The 25,595-nt window shown below is 60.7% G+C and carries 26 protein-coding genes; 12 read left to right on the forward strand and 14 right to left on the reverse strand.

What is annotated here, in order from left to right:
- Positions 1-9: 9 nt before the first annotated feature.
- Together EKL02_RS06940 and EKL02_RS06945 are read right to left on the reverse strand one after the other, a co-directional pair.
- Positions 10-1,299, reverse strand: coding sequence for an MdtA/MuxA family multidrug efflux RND transporter periplasmic adaptor subunit (locus tag EKL02_RS06940; RefSeq protein WP_128901372.1), 1,290 nt, complete (start codon positions 1,297-1,299; stop codon positions 10-12).
- 349 nt (positions 1,300-1,648) lie between these two features.
- Positions 1,649-1,855, reverse strand: coding sequence for a hypothetical protein (locus EKL02_RS06945; RefSeq protein ID WP_128901373.1), 207 nt, complete (start codon positions 1,853-1,855; stop codon positions 1,649-1,651).
- A 307-nt stretch (positions 1,856-2,162) separates the two neighbouring features.
- Between EKL02_RS06945 and EKL02_RS06950 the strand changes: the two genes are divergently transcribed.
- The 10 genes from EKL02_RS06950 (at position 2,163) to EKL02_RS06995 (ending at position 12,454) form a co-directional block, all read left to right on the forward strand.
- Positions 2,163-2,681 carry a rhodanese-like domain-containing protein gene (locus tag EKL02_RS06950; protein WP_128901374.1) on the forward strand — a complete coding sequence of 173 codons (519 nt, stop codon included), beginning with the start codon at positions 2,163-2,165 and terminating at the stop codon, positions 2,679-2,681.
- 24 nt (positions 2,682-2,705) lie between these two features.
- The gene (gene epsC / locus EKL02_RS06955) at positions 2,706-3,641 is read left to right on the forward strand and encodes a serine O-acetyltransferase EpsC (protein WP_128901375.1); all 936 of its coding nucleotides are present in this window, start codon (positions 2,706-2,708) and stop codon (positions 3,639-3,641) included.
- 9 nt (positions 3,642-3,650) lie between these two features.
- Positions 3,651-3,920 carry a helix-turn-helix transcriptional regulator gene (locus EKL02_RS06960; RefSeq protein WP_128901376.1) on the forward strand — a complete coding sequence of 90 codons (270 nt, stop codon included), beginning with the start codon at positions 3,651-3,653 and terminating at the stop codon, positions 3,918-3,920.
- Between the two features lie 76 nt (positions 3,921-3,996).
- Entirely contained in the window at positions 3,997-4,923 is a 927-nt protein-coding gene (locus EKL02_RS06965; protein WP_128901377.1) for a family 2A encapsulin nanocompartment shell protein, read from the forward strand.
- A complete protein-coding gene (locus EKL02_RS06970) occupies positions 4,898-6,778 on the forward strand; it encodes a family 2A encapsulin nanocompartment cargo protein cysteine desulfurase (RefSeq protein WP_128901378.1) in 1,881 nt (626 codons plus the stop codon). Before EKL02_RS06965 ends, EKL02_RS06970 begins: the two co-directional genes overlap by 26 nt.
- Positions 6,779-6,942: 164 nt before the next feature.
- The gene (locus EKL02_RS06975) at positions 6,943-8,523 is read left to right on the forward strand and encodes an ABC transporter substrate-binding protein (protein WP_241687814.1); all 1,581 of its coding nucleotides are present in this window, start codon (positions 6,943-6,945) and stop codon (positions 8,521-8,523) included.
- Between the two features lie 55 nt (positions 8,524-8,578).
- Entirely contained in the window at positions 8,579-9,562 is a 984-nt protein-coding gene (locus EKL02_RS06980; protein ID WP_128901380.1) for an ABC transporter permease, read from the forward strand.
- Positions 9,559-10,464, forward strand: a complete 906-nt coding sequence (locus tag EKL02_RS06985; protein ID WP_128901381.1) for an ABC transporter permease — start codon at positions 9,559-9,561, stop codon at positions 10,462-10,464. The genes EKL02_RS06980 and EKL02_RS06985 overlap by 4 nt, the downstream gene beginning before the upstream one ends.
- Positions 10,461-11,447 carry an ABC transporter ATP-binding protein gene (locus EKL02_RS06990; protein ID WP_128901382.1) on the forward strand — a complete coding sequence of 329 codons (987 nt, stop codon included), beginning with the start codon at positions 10,461-10,463 and terminating at the stop codon, positions 11,445-11,447. The genes EKL02_RS06985 and EKL02_RS06990 overlap by 4 nt, the downstream gene beginning before the upstream one ends.
- Entirely contained in the window at positions 11,444-12,454 is a 1,011-nt protein-coding gene (locus tag EKL02_RS06995; protein ID WP_128901383.1) for an ABC transporter ATP-binding protein, read from the forward strand. The genes EKL02_RS06990 and EKL02_RS06995 overlap by 4 nt, the downstream gene beginning before the upstream one ends.
- Before the next feature lie 16 nt (positions 12,455-12,470).
- On the opposite strand, the gene EKL02_RS07000 is transcribed toward EKL02_RS06995, so the two are convergent.
- From EKL02_RS07000 to EKL02_RS18650, 3 genes are read right to left on the reverse strand one after another with little or no spacing between them, the layout of a single operon-like run.
- The gene (locus tag EKL02_RS07000; protein WP_128901384.1) at positions 12,471-12,881 is read right to left on the reverse strand and encodes a biopolymer transporter ExbD; all 411 of its coding nucleotides are present in this window, start codon (positions 12,879-12,881) and stop codon (positions 12,471-12,473) included.
- A complete protein-coding gene (locus tag EKL02_RS07005) occupies positions 12,881-13,612 on the reverse strand; it encodes a MotA/TolQ/ExbB proton channel family protein (RefSeq protein WP_128901385.1) in 732 nt (243 codons plus the stop codon). Before EKL02_RS07005 ends, EKL02_RS07000 begins: the two co-directional genes overlap by 1 nt.
- Before the next feature lie 2 nt (positions 13,613-13,614).
- On the reverse strand, positions 13,615-14,334 hold the full coding sequence (locus EKL02_RS18650) for an energy transducer TonB (protein WP_277750583.1): 720 nt from the start codon (positions 14,332-14,334) through the stop codon (positions 13,615-13,617).
- A gap of 371 nt (positions 14,335-14,705) precedes the next feature.
- Here EKL02_RS18650 and EKL02_RS07015 point away from each other — a divergent pair, with 371 nt between their 5' ends.
- Positions 14,706-15,299, forward strand: coding sequence for a malonic semialdehyde reductase (locus EKL02_RS07015; protein ID WP_128901387.1), 594 nt, complete (start codon positions 14,706-14,708; stop codon positions 15,297-15,299).
- 70 nt (positions 15,300-15,369) lie between these two features.
- Here EKL02_RS07015 and EKL02_RS07020 read toward each other — a convergent pair whose 3' ends face one another.
- The 9 genes from EKL02_RS07020 to EKL02_RS18135 form a co-directional block, all read right to left on the reverse strand.
- Positions 15,370-16,446: an ABC transporter substrate-binding protein gene (locus EKL02_RS07020; RefSeq protein WP_128901388.1), complete on the reverse strand. Its 1,077-nt coding sequence runs from the start codon at positions 16,444-16,446 to the stop codon at positions 15,370-15,372.
- Positions 16,446-17,495, reverse strand: a complete 1,050-nt coding sequence (locus tag EKL02_RS07025; RefSeq protein ID WP_128901389.1) for an ABC transporter substrate-binding protein — start codon at positions 17,493-17,495, stop codon at positions 16,446-16,448. The genes EKL02_RS07020 and EKL02_RS07025 overlap by 1 nt, the downstream gene beginning before the upstream one ends.
- 218 nt (positions 17,496-17,713) lie before the next feature.
- Positions 17,714-18,607, reverse strand: coding sequence for an ABC transporter ATP-binding protein (locus EKL02_RS07030; protein ID WP_128901390.1), 894 nt, complete (start codon positions 18,605-18,607; stop codon positions 17,714-17,716).
- Positions 18,604-19,851 carry an MFS transporter gene (locus tag EKL02_RS07035; protein WP_128901391.1) on the reverse strand — a complete coding sequence of 416 codons (1,248 nt, stop codon included), beginning with the start codon at positions 19,849-19,851 and terminating at the stop codon, positions 18,604-18,606. Before EKL02_RS07035 ends, EKL02_RS07030 begins: the two co-directional genes overlap by 4 nt.
- A 4-nt stretch (positions 19,852-19,855) precedes the next feature.
- Complete coding sequence (locus tag EKL02_RS07040; protein ID WP_128901392.1) at positions 19,856-20,623, reverse strand: ABC transporter permease; 768 nt, start codon at positions 20,621-20,623, stop codon at positions 19,856-19,858.
- 32 nt (positions 20,624-20,655) lie between these two features.
- On the reverse strand, positions 20,656-21,465 hold the full coding sequence (locus EKL02_RS07045) for an ABC transporter permease (RefSeq protein WP_241687815.1): 810 nt from the start codon (positions 21,463-21,465) through the stop codon (positions 20,656-20,658).
- Between the two features lie 46 nt (positions 21,466-21,511).
- Entirely contained in the window at positions 21,512-22,603 is a 1,092-nt protein-coding gene (locus tag EKL02_RS07050) for a PhnD/SsuA/transferrin family substrate-binding protein (RefSeq protein ID WP_206732464.1), read from the reverse strand.
- A 58-nt stretch (positions 22,604-22,661) separates the two neighbouring features.
- Entirely contained in the window at positions 22,662-23,405 is a 744-nt protein-coding gene (locus EKL02_RS07055) for a class II aldolase/adducin family protein (RefSeq protein ID WP_128901394.1), read from the reverse strand.
- 72 nt (positions 23,406-23,477) lie between these two features.
- The gene (locus EKL02_RS18135) at positions 23,478-23,615 is read right to left on the reverse strand and encodes a hypothetical protein (protein ID WP_164931972.1); all 138 of its coding nucleotides are present in this window, start codon (positions 23,613-23,615) and stop codon (positions 23,478-23,480) included.
- Positions 23,616-23,816: 201 nt separating this feature from the next.
- Between EKL02_RS18135 and EKL02_RS07060 the strand changes: the two genes are divergently transcribed.
- Positions 23,817-25,583: an ABC transporter ATP-binding protein gene (locus EKL02_RS07060; protein WP_128901395.1), complete on the forward strand. Its 1,767-nt coding sequence runs from the start codon at positions 23,817-23,819 to the stop codon at positions 25,581-25,583.
- Positions 25,584-25,595 lie beyond the last annotated feature (12 nt).

Below are 25,595 nucleotides of genomic sequence, written 5' to 3' on the forward strand. Positions count from 1 at the left end.
ATGCCCCGTTCAAGAGCGTTCTGGCTGCGGCTTTTTCTCCTGCCGGCTGCCGGCTTCGCCGCGCACAGTGTCGGCCGTTGCGCCATCCTGTCGCGGTTTGCCTTGCCCTTTCGCGTTACGCGTCGCGCCTTCGCGGCCGCTGGATACTGCCACCTTGGCGCCTTCGCGCAATTTGTCCACGCCATTGACCACCACGATTTCCCCCGCATTCAAGCCTTCGCTGATCAGGGTGACGCCGGCTTCGACCGGGCCGGGCTTTACCGGTTTTACCGTGACGGTATTGTCTGCGCCCACCACGTAGACAAAGGGCCCCTGGCTGCCGCGCTGAATCGCCGCATTCGGCGCAACGGTGGCATTGGCGCGGGTTTCCGTCAGCAGGCGGATGTTGACGAACTGGTTCGGGAACAGGGTATTGTCCGTATTGGGGAAGAGCGCCTTGAATTTGACGGTGCCGGAGGCTGGATCGATCTGGTTGTCGATGGTCAGCAGCTCACCTTTCGCAAGCAGCTTTTTGCTGCCACGGTCCCAGGCTTCCACTTCCAACGGCTTGCCGCTTTTTTGTGAAGCTGCAAGCCGTGCCGCGATATTCGGCAGCACATCTTCCGGCAGCGCGAACACCACCCCGATCGGCTGCAGGGCCGTGATCACGGCCAGGCCAGTGCTATCGGTTGTGCTGATATTGTTGCCCGAGTCGATCTGGCGCAAGCCGATTTTGCCGGATATCGGCGCGGCAATGCGCGTGAATTCAAGCTGCAGCCGGGCATTGTCGAGCAAGCCCTGGTCGGCCTGGACTGTGCCCTTATATTGCTGCACCAGCGATTCCTGGGTGTCGACCTGCTGCGTCGAGATGGAATTCTGCTCGCGCAGCTGGCGATAGCGTTCCAGATCGATCTGGGCATTCTTCAGCAGCGCCAGGTTACGTGTGGCCTGGCCCTGCACCTGCGCGAGCTGGGCGGCAAACGGGCGCGGGTCGATCTCGGCCAGTACTTCTCCTGCCTTGACGGCCTGGCCTTCCTTGAACAGCACGCGCTGTAACTGGCCATTCACGCGCGCGCGCACCGTAACGGATGCTTGCGACACGACCGTGCCCAGGCCGTTCTGGACGATCCGCACGTCCTGGGTCTTGACCGGCTGGGCGATCACGGGAATCGGCCTGGCGTTACCGGCGTTGCGGGCAGCAGGCGCGGATGCCGCCTGGGTATCCTTGATTTTCCAGTAACTGCCGGCGCCGAGCCCCAGCGCGAGCACGAATAGCCCGCCGGCTGCCATGCGAACTGGCTTTGAATTCTTGATGAGCATTACAGGTCTCGAAAAAAAGCGGAGATGTGCCGTCGTGGCAGTGGAACGGCAAGGTGGATCAACGCAAAACCGTTCACCTTCGCAATATCCATGCCCACTGGTGTCGAGTAGTTGCGCCTGGGCGCTTGAGAGTGGATCAGGTGCGATAGTGCGCGCCGCCCATGGTGCGCTGGATTCCTGGTTACGGTAATGGCGCTCTGTCGGCAGGCGCAAGATCGATGGCGCTGTTGCAATGACAGCGGATTTTATCGGGAGGTGTTGATTTTTCTACAGTCAACTGCTTGATTATCAAACAAGGCGGGGTGGCCGACGAATGCGGACATGCGCGGCATGCCATTGGCGTGACATGTCAACCGCCAAATTCTTTCAAGACCGTCTCGCCCAATTCCTCCAGCTTTAATCGTTCCTCGCATTGCCACCGGCGATAAAACGTGATTTTTACCGGCAACAGCGTCCTGGGTTGCGGTAATGCGACCCATATGGAGTCGCCTTTGTCGCGCAGGACTCTCTTGTGGAATTGGGGTTCAAAGCTGGATGCCATGGCGATTTCTTTCAATTAGTACTCCCGTGCATGTCTATCGCGCCGTTTCGAATCGGCCTTGGCGCGGGGCAGATGCAGGACACGGAAGAATTCAAGCTTAGGCCGCGCCAGCGACGAAGTGAACGAATATTTTTAAATATTCATATGCCGTCATTTGATCGGGAGGCACTTTTTTCTGTGTCGGGGCATCGCCTTGTTTTTATATGTGTTTTTCATTTTTAGATCTTCGGTTTTATTCGTTTTGTGCATGCTTCAAATTCGCTACATTGGCTGGGTGTTGGGAATTCAGCAGTTTTTTACCTCAATCAACAGAATGCATGCCATGGCCTATAACGTACACGCCACCCAGACTTCCAACAATGATTTGCAGCCTGCTTCCGGCTTGCCCGGCGGCGGCGAAGACGCAGGCCTGTCGGCTGCGCGCCAGCAGGCCATTACTGACGGCCTGCCTTACGCCGGCGGCATTGCGCCCGCCGAGGCCTGGCGCCTGGTACAGGATGGACTCGCGATACTGGTGGATGTGCGTACCGCCGAGGAGCGCAAATTCGTCGGTTACGTTCCGGAGACCGTGCATGTAGCCTGGATGACCGGCACCTCGATGAATCGCAATCCGCGCTTCGTCAAGGAATTGGAAGCGAAAGTCAAGGACAAGTCGGCCGTGATTCTTTTCCTGTGCCGCAGCGGCAAGCGTTCTGCTGCTGCAGCGGAAGCCGCAACCAAGGCTGGCTTTGGCAGCGCGTTCAATATCCTCGAAGGTTTCGAGGGCGACCTGAATCCGGCGCAACAGCGCGGACAACTCGGCGGCTGGCGCTTGCATGCACTGCCTTGGGTGCAAGACTGATTTTTTTGATCAAGTGTAAATTCCATGTCCACGCCAGTTCCCTATTTCGAAATCGACCAGGTAGTGAGTGAGCTGGCTGCAGCCCGGCATAGCTGGCGCGAGGCGCATCATCGTTCGACCGAACCCGGAGGGCGCGAGCTGCCGTCGCGAGATGCGCTGTCGAAGATCGTCGCCGATTTGCGGGGCGCCTTGTTTCCGATGCGCCTGGGACCGCCCGAGCTGCGCCAGGAAAGCGAGGATTTTTACGTCGGCCATACGCTCGACTCCGTGCTGCATTCCCTGCTGGCGCAGGTCCGTCTCGAACTCAGCTACGCGGCGCGGTATCAGCCGTGCGTAGAGGCGCCCGCCGATGATCCCGCGGTGCGCATCGTGCGCGAATTTTCGCGTGCGCTGCCAGAGATTCGGGTATTGCTCGACAGCGATGTAATTGCCGCTTACGAGGGCGATCCTGCCGCGCGCAGCGTGGATGAAGTGTTGCTGTGCTACCCCGGCATTCTCGCCATGATTCATCATCGCATCGCACACCAGTTGCATCTGCTCGGCGTGCCTCTGCTTGCCCGCATCGTGGCAGAGATTGCCCATGGCCATACCGGCATCGATATTCATCCCGGCGCCAGGATCGGTGCCGGATTTTTCATCGACCATGGCACCGGCGTGGTGATCGGCGAAACCGCGACGATCGGCAGCCGCGTGCGCATCTATCAGGCGGTTACCCTGGGTGCCAAGCGCTTTCCGACGGATACGGAGGGCAAGCTGCAGAAAGGCTTGCCGCGCCATCCCGTCGTCGAGGACGACGTCGTGATTTATGCCGGCGCGACCGTGCTCGGACGCGTCACCCTGGGGCGTGGCGCCACCATCGGCGGCAATGTCTGGGTGACCAGCGATGTCGCACCCGGCAGCCATGTGACCCAGGCCAGCTTGCGCCTGGAGCAGGGTGCAGTCAGTGCCGCACTGGCCTGAGGATCGGCAATGCAGGATTTGACCCGCTGTTTCGGCCTGACCATCCGCCAATTGCGGGAATTGCTCGACTGGTCTCAGGAGGCCCTGGCGGAAAAAGCCAACCTGAATCGCTCGTATCTCGGCGAGATAGAGCGAGGCAAGGCGATACCGTCGCTGGTGACAATGGACAAGCTGGCGGTCGCGCTAGCGGTCAGCCTGCCGGAGTTGCTCAACCAGTGCGAGCAGCGGCGCCGTTCCCAAACCATCAAAGCCATCAATTTGATGGCTATAGCATGTTGAAATATGGCAATAGACGCCTGAAACTGCCAAGAAGATCCAGTCTTATCCTCAACCACATTTATCAATGGAGCCTACCATGGCAGATCTGCCCAATCCACAGGCACTTGGCGACAACGCCGCGCGCCAGTTAGCCAACGCGACCAAGACTGTTCCCCAGCTTTCCACCATCACGCCGCGCTGGCTGGTGCATCTGCTGCAATGGCTGCCGGTCGAGGCGGGTATCTATCGCTTGAACAAGGTCAAGAATCCGAAGGATGTACGGGTAGCATGCTCGCAGCGCGACGAATCCGAATTGCCCCAGACTTTTGTCGATTATGACGAGAAGCCGCGCGAATACTTCCTGAATGCGGTTTCCACCGTGCTCGACGTCCACACCCGCGTTTCCGATCTGTATAGCAGCCCGCACGACCAGATCAAGGAACAGCTGCGCCTGACCATTGAAACCATCAAGGAGCGCCAGGAAAGCGAACTGATCAATAATCCGGATTATGGCTTGCTGGCCAATGTGCACGATGACCAGCGCATTTCGACCCTGACCGGCGCCCCCACGCCCGACGATCTGGACGACTTGCTGACCAAGGTCTGGAAAGAGCCCGGCTTTTTCCTGGCGCATCCCCTGGCGATTGCCGCATTCGGCCGCGAATGCACCCGGCGCGGCGTGCCGCCGCCGACCGTCAGCCTGTTCGGCTCGCAATTCCTGACCTGGCGCGGCGTTCCACTGGTGCCGTCGGACAAATTGCCTATCGAGGATGGCAAGACCAAGATCCTGCTGCTGCGCGTGGGGGACAAGCGCCAAGGCGTGGTCGGCCTGTTCCAGCCAGGCCTGGCCGGCGAACAGAGTCCGGGTCTGTCGGTGCGTTTCATGGGCATCAACCGCAATGCGATTGCATCCTACCTGATTTCGCTGTACTGCTCGCTGGCGGTGTTGACCGACGATGCGCTGGCAGTTCTCGATGACGTTGAAATCGGCAAGTACCATGACTATCCTGACACCTACAAGTGAATCGCGGGCGTCGGAAGCCCAGGCAGCGCAGGGGCTTCCGGATGAATCCCTGCTGAACCGGCTGGCCGGCGAGTTTTTTTCGATGCTGCCGCAGGCCGGCGCGCGCCTGGGTCCCGGCATTGCTGGTCTAGCCGTGCCGTCTGCTGCGACCGCCACGTCGCTGCCGCAGTCTCAAACTGCGCCGGTGCTCGAACCGGTTGCCGTTGGCGCCCCGGCGGGCGCAAGTGCTGCGCCCACGGGTGCAGCCGGCTTTGCGCAAGGCGTGCCGCATGCCTATGCTGCAGCCTTGCCGCAGTCTGCTTCGCTGCCGCAGGCGCCGCAAGCCGGCGGCGCAGCCGCGCCGGCTTCGCCCTATTACTTCCTGGGCGAGTCCGGCGGCTATCAATCTTCGTCGCAGGGGCTCGACCAACTGGCCAGCCAGGCCGCGCCGGAAAATCGCGTCACGGCGCAAAGTTTCGGCTTGCCGGGGCAAGACCAGTTGCTGCAATTGCTGGGGCAGCTGTATCCCGCCACCGGCAATCGCGCCGCACCGGCGGCCGCTTCCGGCAACGGTTCCAGTTTTTACTTCCAGGATGCCGAACAATCCTACTGGGATACGGCGCCGCGCGCAGGGCAGCAGGGCGCAATTCCCCGTCCGCCTTTCGACGTGAATGCAATCCGCCGGGATTTCCCTATCCTGGCCGAGCGTGTCAACGGCCGTCCGCTGGTCTGGTTCGACAATGCGGCGACCACGCAGAAGCCGCAGGCGGTGATCGACCGGCTGGCGTATTTCTATGCGCACGAGAACTCCAACATCCATCGTGCCGCGCACGAACTGGCGGCCCGCGCCACCGATGCGTACGAAGGTGCGCGCAACAAGGTCGCGCGCTTCCTTGGCGCCGCCTCGCCCAATGAAATCATTTTCGTGCGGGGCGCCACCGAAGCGATCAACCTGGTCGCCCAGACCTTCGGCAAGAAATTTATCGGCGCTGGTGACGAAATCATCGTGTCGCAGCTGGAGCATCACGCCAACATCGTGCCCTGGCAGCAATTGGCGGCTGAGAAGGGTGCCGTCATTCGCGTCATTCCCGTCGACGACAGCGGCCAGATCGTGCTCGACGAATACCGCAAGCTGCTCAATGGCCGCACCAAGCTGGTGTCGGTGACGCAAGTGTCGAATGCCCTGGGCACGGTCACGCCGGTCAAGGAAATCATTGAAATCGCCCATCGTGCAGGCGTACGCGTGCTGATCGATGGCGCCCAGGCAGTCTCGCACCTGCGCGTCAATGTGCAGGCGCTGGATGCCGATTTCTATGTCTTTTCCGGTCACAAGGTGTTCGGCCCGACCGGCATTGGCGTGGTCTATGGCAAGCAGGATTTGCTGGAGCAGTTGCCGCCATGGCAAGGCGGCGGCAACATGATCGCCGACGTTACGTTCGAACGCACGCAGTACCAGGGCGTGCCTTCCCGTTTCGAAGCCGGCACCGGCAATATCGCCGATGCGGTCGGCTTGGGGGCTGCGCTCGATTACGTCGAGCGGACTGGGCTGGAAAGCATCGCGTTGTACGAGCATGCGCTGCTGGAATATGCCACGCACGGCTTGCAAAGCATTCCTGGCGTGCGCCTCATCGGCACCGCGCGCGAAAAAGCCAGCGTGGCATCGTTCGTGCTGGCTGGCTACAGCACGGAAGAAGTCGGCCAGGCGCTCAACCAGGAAGGCATCGCGGTGCGTTCGGGCCATCACTGCGCCCAGCCCATCCTGCGCCGCTTTGGCGTGGAAGCGACGGTGCGTCCTTCATTTGCGTTCTACAACACCTGCGAGGAAATCGATCGCCTGGTGGCCGTGGTGCGCAGACTGGCAGGTGCGCGCAGGTAGCAGTCCAAGGCGTACGCTGTCGGACATGCAGGGCGGCCGGATGATGAATCCGGCCGCCTTTTGTTTTTTTAATGCTTGTATACTGTATTTCGCAAGTCGTCCCTTATTTGTCCTTTTCCCTGGATGCCCCGTCCAGATGTACTTCAAGGAAACCCATGCTTGCCATGCAGATTAAAAAAACGGCGTTCGCCGCTATCGTCGCCGTTTTGGCGCTGTCGGCAGGCCTGGTGGCTACGGCTCCGGCGCAGGCGGCCGATCTGCGCATCGGCCTGGCCGCCGATGTCTCCTCGCTCGATCCGCACTACCTGAACATCGCCCCGAATATCGCACTTGCCTCGCACCTGTTTGATACGCTGGTGGCAGTCAGCCCCGACGGCCAGCTGATACCGGGACTCGCAAGCTCGTGGCGGGCGGTCGATGCGACCACCTGGGAATTCAAGCTGCGCTCTGGCGTCAAGTTCCATGACGGCAGCGATGTCACGGCAGAGGATGTGCTGTTTTCGCTCGACCGTCCGGCGAAGCTTGTCAACAGCCCCGGCCCCTTTACCAGCTATACCCGGCAAATCGTTGGCAAGCGGGCGGTTGACCGCGCTACCATCCGTTTGCAGACCGCGGCGCCTTATGGGCCGCTGCCGCTGGACCTGAGTTCGATTTTTATCGTCTCGAAAAAAGCGGCGCAGCAGGCTTCCAGTGAGGATTTTAATAGTGGCAAGGCACTGGTCGGCAGCGGTCCGTTCAAGTTCGTTCGCTTCCAGCGCGGCGACCGCATCGAGCTGGCGCGCAACGAGCGCTACTGGGGTGACAGGCCAGCCTGGGACAAGGTGACTTTCCGCATTATCAGCAGCAGCGCGCCGCGCCTTGCCGCGCTGCTCGCTGGCGACGTGGATGCGATTGAAAGCGTGCCGACCGCGGACATCGCCCGTCTCAAGAACAACCCGAAAGTCCACCTTGAACAAAAAGTCTCCTGGCGTACGATTTTCTGGCTCCTGGACCAGTCGGCCAGGATATCGCCGTTCGTGACCGACAAGTCAGGCAAGCCGCTCTCCAAAAATCCCTTGCAGGATATTCGCGTGCGCCAGGCAATTTCCAAGGCGATCAACCGTGAAGCGATGGCCAGCCGGACCATGGAAGGACTGGCGTTGCCGGCATCGAATATCGTTGCGCCCGGCATCTTTGGCCACAATCCGGAGTTGAAAGTGGAGAAATACGATCCGGAAGGCGCAAAAAAGCTGCTGGCGCAAGCCGGCTACCCTGATGGCTTCGCATTGACCCTGCACGGACCGAACAATCGCTATATCAATGATGACCTGATCGTGCAGACGATGGCGCAATTCCTGAATCGCATCGGCATCCAGGCAAAGGTGGAAACATTGCCGCTTTCCGTCTATTTCGGCAAGGCGCGCAATGGCGAATTCAGCGCGTCCCTGCTGGGCTGGGGCTCTTTGGCAGGCGATTTCGCCCTGCGTACGTTGCTGGGCACGCCGAACCCTGAAACCGGCTGGGGCAGTTGGAACTGGGGGAAATACAGTAACCGCACGGTCGATGGGCTGGTGCAGGAAGCGCTGGCATCGGTGGATGATGCCAGGCGCGAGGCCGCGGCAAAAAAAGCCGCCGCCATCGCACTGGGCGACTATGCGCTGGTGCCGCTGCATCATCAATATGCGACCTGGGCAATGCGCAAGGGTTTGCGCTACACTGCGCGCACCGATGAATTCACTTTTGCCCACCAGTTTCAACCACAATAAGCCGCCGCGGGCCTGCCGCGCCGGCGCGCCTGATTGCGTGGCGGGGGACTGAGCGATGGCCGCCTTTCTCATCCGTCGCCTGCTGCAAAGCCTGCTCGTGCTGCTGGCGATGTCGGTGCTGGTCTTCGCCGGCGTGCACGCGATCGGCAATCCGGTGGATGTCCTGATCGGCCCGGACGCCAGCCAGGCCGAGCGCGCGCAAATTATTGCTTCCTTCGGGCTTGACCAGCCATTGTGGCGGCAATACCTGTTGTTCCTGAAAAATGCCTTGCAGGGCGATGTAGGCCGTTCTTTCGTGTTCTCCGCGCCTGCGCTGGGGCTGATCCTCGAACGCCTGCCTGCCACGCTGGAACTGGCGCTGGCGGCGATCCTGATCGCCATCGCCACCGGCATTCCACTTGGCCTGTGGGCCGGGCTGCGGCCCAGTGGCATTGCCGCCAAGGCCATCATGGCGGCATCGATCCTCGGGGTGTCGCTGCCGACCTTCTGGGTGGGGTTGATGATGATCATGGTGTTTGCCGTGCAACTCGGCTGGCTGCCCGCGAGCGGGCGCGGGCCGACCACGCTGCTGTTTGGCGTGCCGGTCAGTTTTCTGACGTTGGAAGGCTTGCAGCACCTGTTGCTGCCGGCCCTGAATCTGGCGCTGGCGAATGTCGCACTGGTGATTCGCCTGACGCGGGCCGGCACGCAGGAAGCGCTGCTGCAGGAGTATGTCAAGTTCGCCCGCGCCAAGGGCCTTTCCAATGGCCGCATCATCGGCGTGCATGTCCTGAAAAATATCCTGATTCCGATCGTGACGGTGCTGGCGCTGCAATTCGGCGCCATCATCGCGTTTTCAATCGTGACGGAAACGGTGTTTGCCTGGCCTGGCATGGGCAAGCTCATCATTGATTCGATCCGGGTGCTCGATCGACCGGTGATCGTCGCGTACATGCTGCTGGTGGTCGTGATGTTTGTCATGATCAACCTGGTGACGGACCTGGTGTATTCGGTGCTCGACCCGCGTGTGCGCTTTGCCGGAGCGGGAGGCCAGGCATGACATCGATGCCTCGCGTATTGCTTGCGCAAACGCCAGTCCGGAGTTTTGCGCGCGATTTTTTTGCCAGCCGCATTGCTACCGTCGGCATCTTCCTGCTGCTGCTGATTTTGTTGGCGGCGCTGTTTGCGCCGCTCCTGTCGCCGCAAAACCCTTACGACCTGGCGCAACTGGATTTGCTGGATGCGCGCATGGCGCCGGGCGCAATAGCGATGGATGGCAAGCTGACTTTCATGCTCGGCTCCGACGCGCAGGGACGCGACATGTTGTCGGCGATCCTGTATGGCATCCGCATCTCGGTGACGGTTGGCGTGGCGAGCACGGCAATTGCGCTGGCCATCGGCCTGGCGCTGGGACTGGTTGCCGGCTACCGGGGCGGTCGCATCGATGCCGTGCTGATGCGCCTGGTGGATATCCAGCTCTCTTTTCCATCAATCCTGATCGCCTTGATCCTGCTGGCCCTGACCGGGCCGGGTCTTGGCAAGATCATCCTGGCGCTGGTGGCGGTGCAGTGGGCCTATTACGCCCGTACTGCGCGCAGTGCCGCGCTGGTGGAGCGCCGCAAGGAATATATTGAAGCGGCGGTTTGTCTCGGTCTTTCCTCCAGCCGCATCATTTTCAGGCATCTGCTGCCAAATTGCATGTCGCCGCTGGTGGTGGTGGCGGCACTGCAGGTCGCCTCGGCGATTTCACTGGAAGCGACCCTGTCCTTCCTTGGGCTGGGCTTGCCGGTCACCGAGCCGTCGCTGGGGCTGTTGATTGCCAATGGCTTCCAGTACATGATGTCCGGGAAATACTGGATCAGTGTTTTCCCTGGCATTGCATTGCTATTGCTGGTCATGGCCATCAACCTGGTGGCGGACCGCTTGCGCGATGTATTGAACCCACGCCTGCAGGTGTCATGAGCACATTTGCCCCGTCATCCGAACCCGTGCTGCGCGTTGCGCATCTGAGCACGCAATTTTCAGTGCGGGGCGCGGTGCTCAAGCCGGTGGACGATGTATCGTTCTCGATTCATGCCGGGCAGATCATGGGGCTGGTCGGCGAGTCCGGTTCCGGGAAGTCGATGACTGCTTATTCGATCATGGGACTGGTTGATTCGCCGCGCATCAGCGACGGCAGCATCCTGTTTCGGGGACGCGACTTGCGCGGTTTGCCGGAAGAGGGCATGCGCGCGATCCGCGGCAACCGCATCGCGATGATATTCCAGGATCCGATGATGAGCCTGAACCCGGTACTGCGCATCGATACCCAGATGGTTGAAACCATCCTTGCACATCAGGCGGTCAGCCGCAGCGCCGCGCGGCAGCGGGCGCGCGATGCCTTGGCGCGGGTTGGCATTGCGGCGCCGGATGAAAGGCTGCGGGCCTACCCGCACCAGCTGTCCGGCGGCATGCGGCAAAGGGTTGCGATTGCCATCGCCCTGCTCAACCGGCCAGACCTGATCATCTGCGATGAACCGACCACCGCCCTCGACGTCACGATACAGGGCCAGATCCTGCTGCTGATGCAAGATCTTTGTCGCGAGTCCGGAACGGCCCTGCTCTGGATCACGCACGACCTGTCTGTGGTCGCCGGCTTTGCCGATACGGTGGCGGTCATGTATGCTGGCCGCATCGTCGAGAACGGCACGGTAACGCAAGTCTTGCAGCATCCGCGCCATCCCTATACCCATGGATTGATAGCCTCGGCACCATCGCGCACGCCCCGTGGCGAAGCGCTGCCGCAAATTCCGGGCATGGTGCCCGCCTTGTCGGCATTGCCAGCTGGCTGCGCCTTTCGCGACCGCTGCACGCGCGCGACGGAAATCTGCCGTACCGTGCCACCGCTGGAAAATTTCGACGAGCGCCTGCTGCGCTGTTTTCATCCCGTGCGGGAGCCTGCATGAACCGGCCTGAAACTCCTCTGTTGACGTTGTGTGAAATCAGCAAGATTTTTTCCCCGCCGGTCGATTTCGCCAGCCGGGTGAGCAAGCTGTTTGGACGCGGGACGGCATCTGCCGGCGTGCATGCGCTTGACAAGGTGTCGCTTGCGGTCGCCGCCGGGGAAGTGCTGGGCCTGGTAGGCGAATCCGGCTGCGGCAAGTCCACACTCGGGCGCATCGCGGCCGGCTTGCTGCAGCCTTCGGCCGGCAGCGTGGCCTGGAAGGGCGTGCCGGTGAATTCGAAGGAAATGCCGCAGCAACGGCAGATGCGGCTCACTACCCAGCTCATCTTCCAGGATCCTTACGCCTCGCTCAATCCTGCGTTGCGCGTGGCCGACATCATTGGTGAGGCGCCCCAGGTGCATGGCATCGTCAGGCCGGATGAAAAAGCCGACTATGTCGCCAGCCTCTTGCGGAAAGTCGGCCTGGATCCGGCATTGTCGTCACGTTACCCGCACCAGTTTTCCGGCGGCCAGCGGGCGCGCATCGGAATTGCCCGCGCGCTGGCGGTAAGGCCGGAATTCCTGGTGTGCGATGAGGCGGTGGCGGCGCTCGACGTGTCGATCCAGGCACAGGTGATTAATCTCTTCATGCAGCTGCGCGCCGAAATGCAGCTGAGCTACCTGTTCATCAGCCACGACCTTGGTGTCGTTCGGCATGTGTCGGACCGGGTGGCAGTGATGTATCTCGGGCGCGTGGTGGAAGTGGCGCCAACCGTGACGCTGTTTGCCGAAGCGAACCATCCTTACACCGTGACGCTGCTGGCAGCCATGCCGACGCTGGAGGTCAAGAAAAAGTGCTTCATCCCGATTTCAGGCGAAGTGCCGTCGCCACTGGCGCCGCCTGAAGGTTGCCATTTTCATCCGCGTTGCCCGCATGTGATGCCGCGTTGCCGGGATGAGGTCCCGGCCTTGCTGGAGGTGGCGCCGGGACATTTCGCTGCATGTCATCTGAACGAGCAGGGGCGCTAGGCCCCGCCCGACCAGTTTATTGTGTCGCAGTAATGACAGCCAGCTTGCTGACGCCGGCACGCTCAATTACAGCCATTGCCTTGGCCACCGCCCTGTACGGCACTTCCTCGTCTGCCTGCAGATGCAGGGTCAGGTCAGGATTGGCAGTACGCAGCGCCTTCAGTTCGATTTCCAGCGTTTCGTTGGTGATTTCCCGCTTGTCGAGGTAAACCTTCGATTGCTTGTCCACTGAAACGCTTACCGGCTTCTTTAATTCCGGCGGCTGGGTCGTCACTGTTTTTGGCAGGTTGACCTTGACGGCGTTATTCATCAGCGGCGCCGTGACGATGAATGCGACCAGCAGCACCAGCATGACATCGACCAGCGGCGTGATGTTGATTTCACTGACAATGTCGTCGCCGCCTTCGCTTTGCGTGGAAAAAGCCATTATGCGTATACCTCGCGGGTTCCCGCAGTTGCCGGAGCCTTGGCCGCAGCCGATGCATCTTTCTTGGCGGCTGCAGCCGGTTCGATGCGGAAGTCGGCTCGTTGGGCCAGATTGATGAAATCGGCGCCGAAATCGTCCAGGTCGCCCCAGACAGCTTTCAGGCGGCGGCTGAAATAGTTATAGGCAAGCACCGCAGGTACAGCGACCGCAATACCGATGCCGGTGGCCAGCAGGGCTTCGCCGATCGGGCCTGCCACCACATCGAGGCCGGCCGAGCCGGTCTTGCTGATTGCGGTCAGCGCCTGCATGATGCCCCAGACGGTGCCGAACAGGCCGACGAAAGGCGCGGTGCTGCCGATACTGGCCAATACCGCATGGCCGGTTTCGAGCGAACGGCGTTCCTTCTGGATTTGCTGGCGCAGGTGACGTTCAAGCAATTCCTGACGCTCGCCGGAGTGTTCCAGGTCGTGCACGCCACTGCCAGCCTGCTTCAATGCGGTGAAGCCGGCACCGGCAAGCCGGGCAACCGGTCCGACCGCTTCCGCGCCGAGATTGGCAGCGGCTTGAAAGTCCTTGGCGCCCCAGAACAGTTTGAGATAGCGGCGATTTTGCTGTTTCAAGCGGAAATGCTGCACTGCCTTGACCACAATCAGGGTCCAGGTGGCGACCGAGAACGCGATGAGCGACCACAGCGTCCCTTCGACGATGAGTTGGGTATTGATGATTGACATGTTTAAGACCTTTCTAGTTTGAATTCGATAGGAACGGTTGCCCAGCCGTCCACTGGCGTATCGCCACGGCGGGCGGGGGCAAACATCCAGCCCTGGACTGCCGCGATGGCGGCTTCGTCCAGCATCTTGCGGCCGCTGGAGTTCTGGATTTCGACGTTGGACGGCTTGCCGGTGGCCAGCACGCGCACGCGCAGGATGACCTTGCCTTCGAGACCCATGCGCTGGGCATTGGCCGGATAGGCTGGCGGTGGGTTATGCAGGTAACCGGCATAGCCTGTGGCCTGCGTAACGGTTTCCTGTACCGGTGCGGCAACCGGCGCGGGTGGCGCCGGCGGCGGTGCCGCCACCGTCACGGCCGGTGGCGGTGTATTCGGAGCCACCGGCTCGATCTTGGCTGGCGCTGGCGCCGGCTTGGCAACTTGCGGCACGACCCGCGGCACAGGCCGCGGCGCCAGCTTCTGCGGCAGCGGCTTTGGCGGCTCCACTTCCGGTTCAGGTTCTTTCGGCTTGACCAGTTCCACCACCACCTGCTCCTGCTTGACCAGGGGCGCTGGCGGGGTGTTGTCCCAGGACGCTGCGACCGTCAAATGCAAAGCGACCACGCCCAGGCTGGCCAGCAACACGCCGACGCCTTTGCGGCGGAATGCCGAACGGTTGCCGCTGGCATCCGGCTTGATTTCCGCCGGCACCACGATACTGGTTTGGGCTTTTTCGCGAGTCACGGCAGGGGCCTGACGGCGCCGTTGCCTATTTCGGGCCGATCCCGAATGGACGCCGCCGAAGGCGTCCCAGGTTGATACAGTCATCACTTTCTCCTATGAAGCTGCAAGTGTGCAATGCGGTATCTTTCGCAAGCTTTGTGCCAGCCAATTCGCGGATAAATTGGCCTCTATGAACGGGCGCCGTGTGCGGGTGTGCACATCGACTGTTGATATCTGCGCAGCTGCAGGGCTGGGGTGCTGTTGATTGCACAGCCAAGGCGCCACGTCATACCAACGATTACACATAGCGACAGGTAACAGTGTTGACATTTGGTAATGCTAGCTGGCACGCGTCCTGCTCATGAATTCCTTTTCACTTTGCAGAGGAAGCCATGTCAGCAGCACTTGATGCCCGATCTTTGGATCAATTGTTTCGTGAGGCACGTACCTATAACCATTTTTCTTCGGCCACAGTGTCCGATGAAACGCTTCGCAGTGTGTATGACCTCGTCAAATTCGGGCCGACGGCCTTCAATGCGCAGCCCACGCGCTATGTCTTCATCCGTTCGCAGGAAGCCAAGGCACGGCTGGCGCCCGCTCTGTCATCGAGCAACCGGGATAAAACACTGGCGGCCCCAGTGAATGTACTGATTGCCTATGACAGCCAGTTTCATGAACACCTGCCGAAACTGACGGCGAGTCCGAATGCGAAGGAATTGTTTGAAAAAGTGCCTGAGCTGGTCGAGCCGACGGCGCTGCGCAGTGGCTCGCTCCAGGCCGCTTATCTGGTCGTGGCAGCGCGCGCGCTCGGCCTGGATGTCGGGGTGCTGACCGGCTTCAAGCCGGAATTGGTGAATGCGGAGTTCTTCCCGGATGGCCGTTACAAGGTCAATGTGATCGCCAATCTTGGTTATGACGGCGATTCCGCCACGCTCCGTCCGCGCGCTTACCGGTTTGCATTCGAGGAAGTGGCACAACTGTTGTGATCCACGATGAAAATTCTCGCCAGGCGCTGAAGCATTTTGCGCCCGGCGGGAATCCGCTGTCAGGAAAATCTCAGCGGGGCGCTGCAGCGACGGGCTTGTGCGCCGACCAGAAAGTGGTCAAGCCCAGGTTCTTGATGGCGGCATTGACGAACTTCGGCTCCAGCAACTCGTCCGCGTTCAAGTTCTTGCGGATCAGGTTTTGCTCTTTCGCGAACGCGACCACGCGCCGGTAATGGCTGTAGACCACGTCATCGTACAGCGGTGACCAGCGGTCCTTCCAGGGCAGGGTGGGGTCATCGTAGCTGCGTCGCACGACACTTTCCGGCGTGCCATTGCGGGTACCATCCTTGATGATGGCGTCGCGGTTGGCATCCTGCGCCGACCAGTGCTGTGCCCGCAACCACGCGGTGACGACCAGTTCGGTCAGTGCCGGATTGTTTTGCGTGAAGTCCTTCTTGGCCCAGAGCTCAGCGCGCATTTTCCGGTCAATCCGGCCCTTGCTGCTCCAGATGATGCGGCCGATGCCCTTGTCTTCGACCGGATAACCATTGATCATGAACAAGGCATCAACCGCACCGCTTGCCAGTGCGGCGGTGCCGGGCTTGACGTCCATGTTGACCAGCTTGAAATCAGTCGGCTTAAGCCGGTTATCCTCGAGAAGATGGCGAAATCCGAGTTCCCAGGGACGCCCGCGGTGCACGCTGATGCGCTTGCCTTTCAGGTCGTGGATCGACTTTGCGGTGGAGCTTGTGGGGACCAGCAAAAACTGGTCGGAACCTTGTCCTGCCGGCACCACCACGTGGGTACGCACATTGCCGGCGTTCAGGATCACCGAAGGCAGGTCGCCGTAGCTGGCAAAATCGATGCGGCCGCCGGCGAAAGCTTCATTGATGGTGGCGCCGGTGTCGCCAGTCACCGGGAACCATTCCAGCCTGACGCCGCGCTTTTTCAATTCCTGCTCCAGCCAGCCGTCCAGTTGCACCCGGTAGGCGACGCCGTTCAGGGCCGTCTTGCCAGCCTCGGCAAAGGCAGTGGTGGCGATGCGCACGACTTCGGGCTGCTGCGACCAGGCTGGCCCTGCTGCACATAGCAGCAGGGCCAGCTTCAGGGCAGCGCCGGCGTGTTTGAAAATGCCAGCACCCGCCATCACGCCGCCTGTTTCAGCAGGGCTTGGGCGGCTTCGAATGGTCGTGCATCGATCCAGCTGCGCACGTCCACCGGGTTCGGCAGGAATTTCCAACGATACAGGAAGTCGCTGAAATCCTGCAGGCCGGCAATCGAGGTTTCCGACAGATCGGTGCGCAAGCGCAAGTGGGCATCGTCGCCGTAGGCTTTGGTGACCCAGAATTCGCTGGTATTGCTTTCGCGTGCCAGGAAACGGCGCGTTTCGTCCGGATGGGTGTGGGCCCAGGCTTCGGCGCGCAACACCTGGTCGACAATGCGCACAGCCGAATCGAAATGCTGGTCGAGCAGGTTCAGGTCGACTGTCAGGGTACGAGGCGTGCCATTGTTGGCGCGGATCAGCGGCTCGGGGTGGATGCCGGTATCGATCACGGTATGCAGGCCGAACTGATTGGCTGCATGGGCGGCGTGTGCGCCTTTCAGGAAGATCGCATCGACTTCGCCACGCAGCAGGCCGACCAGCTCGGAATTCTGGCCGGCGCGACGGCCGCTGAACACATTGACGCCGGCGACCCGTTCGGCCGGCGCATCGCTCTGGCCGGCATCGATCACGTAATCGACCAGTTCGACATCGGCCACGCTCAGGCCGTCGAGCTTCAAGGCGTTTTCCAGGCCGCGGATGGCCTGGGCGCGGGAAAAGTCGATTTGCGCGTTGACCCATTTCGGCAAGCCGAAGCGGCGGCCCTTGAGGTCGCGCACGGTGTTGATGCCGCTGTCGGGCAGGGTCAGGATGCGTTGGGTTTCGTCGGCCCAGGACAGGCCGAGCACGCGCGTTTCGCGGCCGATCGAGCGGGCCCAGATCGCCGGGATGTTGCCGCCATGGCGCACCGAGTTTTGCAGCGTATGATCGAAGTGCGATTCGCGAACGGCCTTGTCATTGGACTCGCGCAGCGAAGCGATGTTGGTGGATTGCGCGCGGAAGGCATCTTCCAGCCAGCCTTTTTGAACAGCGATGCCAAGGCCGGTCGGCACCGGGCAACGGGTATACCAAAGCGTGTCGAGTGCATTGCTCATTACATTCTCCAGAAATTGAGGGCGTTAATAGGTGGAAAAACGGCATTCGCCAGTCATTTGGCAGTAGACGCGTCGGACATGCTGTTGCAAGAGCGATGCCAGAGCTATGCGCGGATTTTTGCCAGAAACTGGCGTTGACAACGCTGCGCGAGCGACCGGTTTGTTGATATGCCAGCAGCGGGCTGCTGGCATATGCGCAAGTTGCCCTTGCGTGCGGCCTAGAGCGCAATACGGCTGGCCCAGTCATCGGCATTCCATCGGCCGATCGCGGCGGGGGCAGGCAGTGGCGCGTCGCCATCCACGAGTTCGACGAAATCCGCATGCAAGCCGTCGCGGATGGCGACAAATTCGGCCTGGCCGCGCTGGCGCGGGTGGGCCAGCGGTACCGTCTGAATGCGGCGAATACGGCCGGGCCGTGCATCCAGGACGACGATGCGGTCGGCCAGATAGGCCGCCTCCTCGATGTCATGGGTCACCATCAGCATCGTGATGCCTTCATCCTGCCACAGGCGGCGCAACTCCTGCTGCATGCGCAACCGGGTCAGCGCATCAAGCGCGCCCAGCGGCTCATCCAGCAGCAACACATCCGGTCGTCCCACCAGCGCCCGCGCAATCGCGGCGCGCTGCGACATGCCACCGGAAAGCTGGTGCGGGTAGGCATCGGCAAAGCCGTCCAGACCGACACGGGAAATTTCCGCGGCAACACGTTCGCGCCTTTGCGCCGCCGGCACATCCGTATTGGTGAACGCCAGGCTGACGTTCTGTTCGACTGTCAGCCAGGGAAACAGCCGGTGATCCTGGAACACCAGGCCGCGACGCAGGTCGGTGCCGTGGATCGCCGCGTCGTCGTGCAGGAGCTGGCCTTCATATTCGGTGTCCAGCCCGGCCAGCAAGCGCAGGAGGGTGGATTTGCCGCAGCCGGAGGCGCCGACGATGGCCACGAACTCCCCTGGCTCTACGCGAAAGCTGATGTCGTCCAGCACTTTCAGCTGCTCGCCCTTCAGTTGAAACGATTTGCTGACATGGTTGATCACCAGGCCGCCGGAAGCGCGCCGGGCGCTGGCCTGAGAGGCAGACTGATTCAGTATCGCGGCGGGTATGGGGGCATTCATCGTGTTACTTCTCCTTGTGGGGGTGCCAGCGCGTCCAGCGCAACCGGGGGACGGGTGGCAAGCGCATCGCGTCGGTCGCTGCGCTGCCCATGAAAATAAAACCAGGCGGCCAACCAGGGGGCCAGCCAGATCAGGAAAACCTGGCGCAATCCGATCACGTCGGCCAGGTGGCCGGCGGCCAGCGCACCGATGGTCCCGCCGGCCATGCCGAACAGGGTCAGGTGCGAGGAAATCTTGGCCTTGTCGACAGGCGCATGCGCGATGCGGTCAGTGTTGACCAGGCTGTTGACCCCCAATCCCAGACCGAGGAGGGCGGCGGCAAATAGATAGGTGGCGCTGGTCGGAAACAGACCAAACAACAGCAGCGACAGCATGATGGCAAGGTGGGCCAAGGCGTAATAGCGGTCGCGGTGCCTGCTCTGCAACACGGCCTTGCCAAGCAGTAGCAGCACCGCAACAAAGCCCAACCCCTGCGTGGCCATCAGCCAAACTGCATGTTCCTGCGGCCAGCGCAACACGCGGATCGCCAGCAGGATCGAAAATACGCCGACGCTCGATGCGGTGAAGCTTGCTAGGATCTCGAACAGATAGGTGATGCGCACGGCCGGCAGTTGCAGCAGTTCGCGCCAGCTGCTGGCGTGGATCTGACCGCCTACGGTCTTTCTGCTGCCGGTAGAGCTCGGCAGGATTTGCCAGCCCAGCACGGCGAGGATGGTAAACATGAGCGCCGAGACGACAAAGCCGGCTTGCAGGCCCAGATGAGCGATCAGGTAATTGCCGCTCAGGGGGCCGAGGAACTGAATGCCCAGCATCAGCGTGCCCTTGTACCAGCCAGCCTTGCCCTGGCCGAGTTCAGGCAGGCGCACCAGGAAAACGGTGCTCATCGCGACAACGCGTAGCGAGATGCACAGCCCCACCAGGAACATGATCAATGCCACCCATTGCCAGTGTGGCAACCATGGCAGGATGCAGAATATGGCTGCCAATGTCAGGCTGACGCCTGCGTACAGATATTTCGGATTGCCGCGCGAGAGGATATAGCCGGCCGGCAGCGTGCCCAGCGCCATGGCAAAAGTCTCGGCGCTGCTGATGGTCGCCAGTTGCAGGTTGCTGACGTTCAGATGCAGCCCGAGCAGGGTGGCGAGCACCTTGTTCATGCCGATGGTCAGGCCTGACACCAGGGTCAGGCCGACGAAGCCGATCAGGAAATTCCGTATCTCGGCGGGTGTGCGTAGCAGGCTCATCGCGTCACTGGCTGCTCTGGCCACGCACCACAAGCCGTGCGAGCCGGTTGAAGGCAATGTTCATGGCTTGTGCCGACAGTGCAATGACCAGCACAGCCAGCAGCACCACGTCCATGCGGCCGGCCACTTCGCCATTCAGCAGCAGCGAGCCAATGCCGGGACCGGCGGAAAACAGCAGCTCTCCGCCCATGCATGACAACCAGGCGAATGCCAGCGCGTGCGTGATGCCGGTGACGATCGATGGCATTGCCGCCGGCAGCAGCACGCGCAGGAATGTCTGCGTGCGCGACAGTGTCAGGATACTGCCGACCTCGCGGTAGCGCTGTTCGACGTGGCGGATGCCTTCGCAGGTATTCAGCACGGTCGGGTAAAACGAGGCGATGACAATGACCAGCAGCTTGGCTGGATCGCCATTGCCAACCCATAAACCCAGCAGCGGTATCAGGCCAAGCAGAGGGACCTGGCGGATACTGTGGAAAAGCGGACCGATCAGGCGCTCGGCAATGCGTGACTGCGCCATCAGTGTGCCAACCGCGATGCCGATGCTGGCGCCGATGCCCAGGCCGGCGAGAGTGCGCGACAGGCTGGCGCGCAGGTGCAGCCACAACTCGCCCGAGCCGATCATCTGCAGCAGGCTATGCCATAAATCCGTCAATGAGACGAATACATAGGCTGCATGGGCGCCCTGGCGCGAGCCCCATTCCCAGGCCGCGAGCAGCAATGCCGGCAGCAACAGGCCTTTTATAACAGCGATGAATCGTGATTTTTTCATGACTATTTTTGCAATTAAAAATTCAATAACATTCAATGGCGCTTCCAGCGCATCAGATACGATTCGAGCAAGCGAAAGCCGCGGTCCAGAGAAAAGCCGATCAAGCCGGTAATCACCACGCCGACCATGACGATATCGAGGCGAAACATCTGCCGTCCCATTTCCATCATCTGGCCCAGGCCGCTGTCGGCCGCCAGCAATTCGGCGCCGACCAGCACCATCCACGACCGTGAAAGGGCAAGCCGCACGCCGGTCAGTGCGGCGGGGACAATCGCCGGCAAGACGATCCTGCGCACAACCTGGCCGCGCGTGAAGCAATAGACTTCACCTACTTCGAACAGGCGCACCGACAGGCTGCGGATTGCGTCATGTACCGTCAGCGCGACGACAAAAAAGGTGGCCTTGACGACGATGAATACTTTAAAGCTTTCCCCGATGCCGAAGAGCAGGATGAACAGCGGAATCAGCGCAACCGTGGGCAACTGGCGCAGGACGTTGAACAGCGGGTCGACATAGCTGCGCAAGGCGGAGGACAGGCCCAACAGGATGCCGAAGGCAAGCCCCGACAGGCAGCCCAGGCCAAAGCCGGCGAACAGCCGATAGAGGCTGACGCTGAGGTGGTCCAGCAGGTCGCCGCTTTGCGCAAGTTCGAGCGCGGATTGCGCAACCTGCAGTGGCGACACCAGGATTTGCTCCGGCATCCACTCCAGGCGGGTTGCGAGGGACCAGAGCAGCAGCAATAAAAATGGCGAGGTCCAGGCTGACCATGGCGCGGCCAGCCAGCGCTCTGCCAGGCTGGTGCGGGGTCTTGCCGCTCCCGGCGCGATGGCGGATGGAAGCAAAGCTTGATTTGATGTAATTGCAGAACTCATGAGCTTGGCGCCAGGATCAGGGTGTCCAGAAATTCTGGAGTTTCAGCTGTGTCAATGCTTGCTCGACAAACTGCGGCGCGAATAATTCATCGACTGCAACCGCCTTGTTGATCAAACGGGATTCTTTCGCATAGCCGGCCACGGCAGCGTAGTGGCTGCGCAAGGCCGGTGAAAACAGTGGCGCCCAGCGGGCTTTCCACTGCGCATGATCGTCCGCCAGCTCACGGCGCACGACACTTTCCAGTTGCCCTGATTCGGTTTCATGGCGGATGAATGCTTCCTTGCCGCTGTCGACTGAGGCGTTCTGGTGAACGCGTACGTAGGCGGTTGCCACCAATTGTGCCAGCTGCGGATATTTTTTCAGGAAGCCACTGTCACCCCAGAGTTCGGCACGCATTTTCCAGTCGTGTGGCGGTTTCTTGCTGGACCAGATGATTTTCCCAACCTGCTTGTCTTCCAGCAGGAAGGCATCACTCAAGGTGAAGAATGCATCCGCGCCCCCAGTGGCAACCGCTGCGGCGCCGGCCTGGGGATTCAGATTGAGAATCTTGACGTCCGACAGACGCATGCCATTGGCCGCCAGGAGTCGCGAGAAGGGATATTCCCAGGGGCGGCCGCGATGCAGTGCAATTTTCTTGCCCTTCAAGTCCTTGATCGATTGTGCCGTGGAGTTCGCCGGTACGACCAGGTAGGTGTTGTTCAGGCTGCCGCCCGGCACGACCAGTTGTGTGCGCAGGCCGGACGCATTGGCGATCACCGACGGCAGATCGCCGTACTGCGCAAAGTCGATCGATTTGTTGGCGAACGCTTCATTGACTTGTGCGGCGACCGAGTTGGTGGTGACAGGCACCCACTCGAGCTTGACGCCCAGCTTGCCAAGCTCGGTTTCCAGCCAGCGCTGTTCGACTACCAGCGCCGACGAACCTGAGAACAGGGTTTTCCCCGACGTTGCATTGCGCGCGACTGCGGCGATGCGAACCGATTCCGGCAGCCCGCCATTGGCCGCGTGAACGCTGCCTGCCAGAGGCAGCATCGATATGAGCGCGATGCATGCGAGGAAACCGGCGGCGCGTCGGCGCCTTGCGGAAAATGTTGTAGATGCAGACATGATAATTTTTCCTGTGAATACGAGAAGCCGCCGATACGCGCCGCGCAAACTTGCTTGCTTATAGATCTGTTGCCGGCAACAACGAAAGTGAGCGCGCTTTTTCAACCAGGCCGCTCATCTTCCACTGCTGCAGCAACACGCCGGGTCCGAAATCGCGCGAGCCGCCAATGGCCTCGGCGGCGATCTGGATCGTCGCGCCTTCTTCCAGGATCAGGATGAATTCGGCCAGTTTTTCCAGTCCCTGTTTGCCCCAGACAGTGGAGCCGCCGTTAGCCTCCAGAATGGCAGTGGTATGCGGATTTTTTTCGATTTCGTCGAGAATGAAATCGACTTCGGCCTGGCGGCGATCGATGTAGATCGGAATTTCCCTGAACAACTGGTAACGCTGCACCGGCACATAGCGTACCGGCAGCGTGCGGTGGGTCTGCGCCCACGCGCCGAGCGAGGGTGAGTGCACGTGTGAGATCGAGGTGACATCAGGATGGGTGCGGAACAGTTTCAGATACCGGTTGCCCCCGCCATTGCTTTTGCCAGCGTACACCTGGCCGTCGAAGCCGATTACTGACGCGACCGGCGGTTGCCCTTTTTTGAATGGCCCTGGATAGTTGACAATCACAATTTTATCTTCGCCAGGGATGCGCTCGACAAAGCCGACGGTGCCGTTGGCGGTGATGCTGCCGGTTTCGCGCAGCACGTCAAACGCGTGCTGGGCGGCCTGGCGGGTTTTTTCCGTAAACTCCAGAGCAGCCTTGCTCAGGGCTGGGCTGACTTGAGATTTGCTTGCTTCTGCTGTTTCAGACATTGTGCTCTCCGTTGGTGGATAGGACGGGAAATAAATTCTCTTTGCTTTTTTAAGCAGTCGACGTGACGTCACTCATTCTGCAAGTGGTGTGCCAGCAGCAAGAATAGGGAACAGGAGCAGCGCAAACCATTGCAGGTGCTGGCTTTCAAGCACTGGAGCTAGCGCAGGTTGAAACACCGTGTGTTGAATTGGCAGCAGTTCGTGTTGCATTGTTGTTGCTTCCCAAGCAGGTGCGTAAGGCCGCGGTGCGGCTTTGCGCGCAACAAGTGCCGACCAAAGTCGCGGGACATGCAGGGCTGGCGCTGAAACAGCGCATATTCTTATGCGCTTTTTTACTGACGGGCATAAATCCTGCTGATTAAGTGGGCGCCTTGCGCGTCCCGGAATCAATTTCACTTCTAATATCCATCCATGAAAAATCTCTGGAGAACTATCCAGTTCATCCCCGAATACCGCAATCGTGTGATCGGCGTGATCGCCGTGGGTACCATGATCGGACTGATCGGCACTGCGACCCCTTACCTGTACAAAGGCATTGTCGATGCGATAGCGTCGATGCTTGCCGGTCGCATCAGCCATGAACAGGCGACTTGGACCGTGACCCTGCTCGTCGGGCTGTTCTTTGCATTGCGATTGGGCATCGTGATTTTCGGTGCGTTGCAGAACAAGCAGGCCGATGATTTGTGGCTCGATACAGTCAGCACGTTTCGCCAGCGCGTCTTCGACAACATGACGCAAAAGTCGATCGACTATTTCGAGAAGACCCGGGTTGGCGAGATCATGGACCGCTTCGGCACCATCACCAGCATCACGATGTGGCTATCGGCACTGACCGAAGGTACCCTTGCCAACGTGCTGCAGATGCTGTTCATCATTGGCGTTTTGCTATTCAAGGCGCCAGTGATTGGCTTGATCATGGCTGGCGTGTTGATCTTTAACTTCTGGATATCGTATCGCACCGTGCACTGGACCAGGCCTTACCGGCGGGGTTGGCAGGCACTGGCGGGCCGCATGACCGGCTTGCTTGCAGAAATGGTCGGTAATATCGCCACGGTACGCAGCTTTGGAGGCGAGCCAGCAGTCAAGCAGCGTTACGACGACACGCAAGCACAGTGGAAAGTCGCACGCAACCAGTTGCATGTGACTGAATGGCGCTCCGAGCAGGCCCTGAACGTGGTGAATACCTTTGGTGTGTTCGCCGCAGTGGCGCTGGCTGCGCACGGCGCCTTGCAGGGACGTTTCACCACTGGCGATATTCTGCTGGTATTGACGCTGACGCAAACGCTGATCAATACCATCGGGCCGATCGCCCGCCAGATCAACCAGGCTGGCGAAATCGAAAGCACGGCCGAACGCCTGGTGGAATTGCTCGATGTGGAGTCGGAACTGGCAGACAGGCCGCATGCGCAAGCGTTGACAAAACTGGAAAGCATCACCTTCGAGCATGTGCATTTCCGCTATCCTGGCAAAGAAGACTATGCATTGCAGGATATTTCCTTTCATATGGCAGCAGGGCAGTCGCTGGCGCTGGTTGGCACCAGCGGCAGCGGCAAGACCACGATCGTCAAGTTGCTGATGCGCTTTTACGACCCCACCTCGGGCCGCATTCTGATCAATGGTCGTGATCTGCGCGAATACCAGCAGCGCAGCGTCCGGGCGCTGCTGGGCGTGGTGTTGCAGGATGTCGCGCTTTTCAATGACAGCATCGGCGAAAACATCGCGTTCGCCCGTCCTGGTGCGACCCTGGAGGAAGTGCGCGATGCCGCCCAGGCTGCGCACGCAGATACGTTCATTCAGCGCATGGAGCGGCAATATGAGACGCTGGTGGGCGAGCGCGGCATCAAGCTGTCCGGTGGCGAAAAGCAGCGTGTTGCGATCGCACGGGCGATTCTCAAGGATCCGCAGCTGATCATACTCGACGAAGCGACCAGCGCGCTGGATTCGGAATCCGAACATCTGGTGCAGCAAGGCCTGGAACGACTGGTATCGGGCCGCAGCTCGGTGATCATCGCGCACCGCCTGAGCACGGTCATGAATGCTGACCAGATCCTGGTGCTGCAGGGCGGAAAATTGCTCGAGCGCGGCCGTCATGCTGAACTGGCAGCAAGCGAAGGCGGGCTGTATTCGCGCCTGTTCACGTTGCAGACGCATGGGCGTCTGCATGCGGCTGCCGGCTAATTTCACTCGCAA

This window comes from Janthinobacterium sp. 17J80-10, assembly GCF_004114795.1.
Taxonomy (GTDB): domain Bacteria; phylum Pseudomonadota; class Gammaproteobacteria; order Burkholderiales; family Burkholderiaceae_D; genus Paucimonas.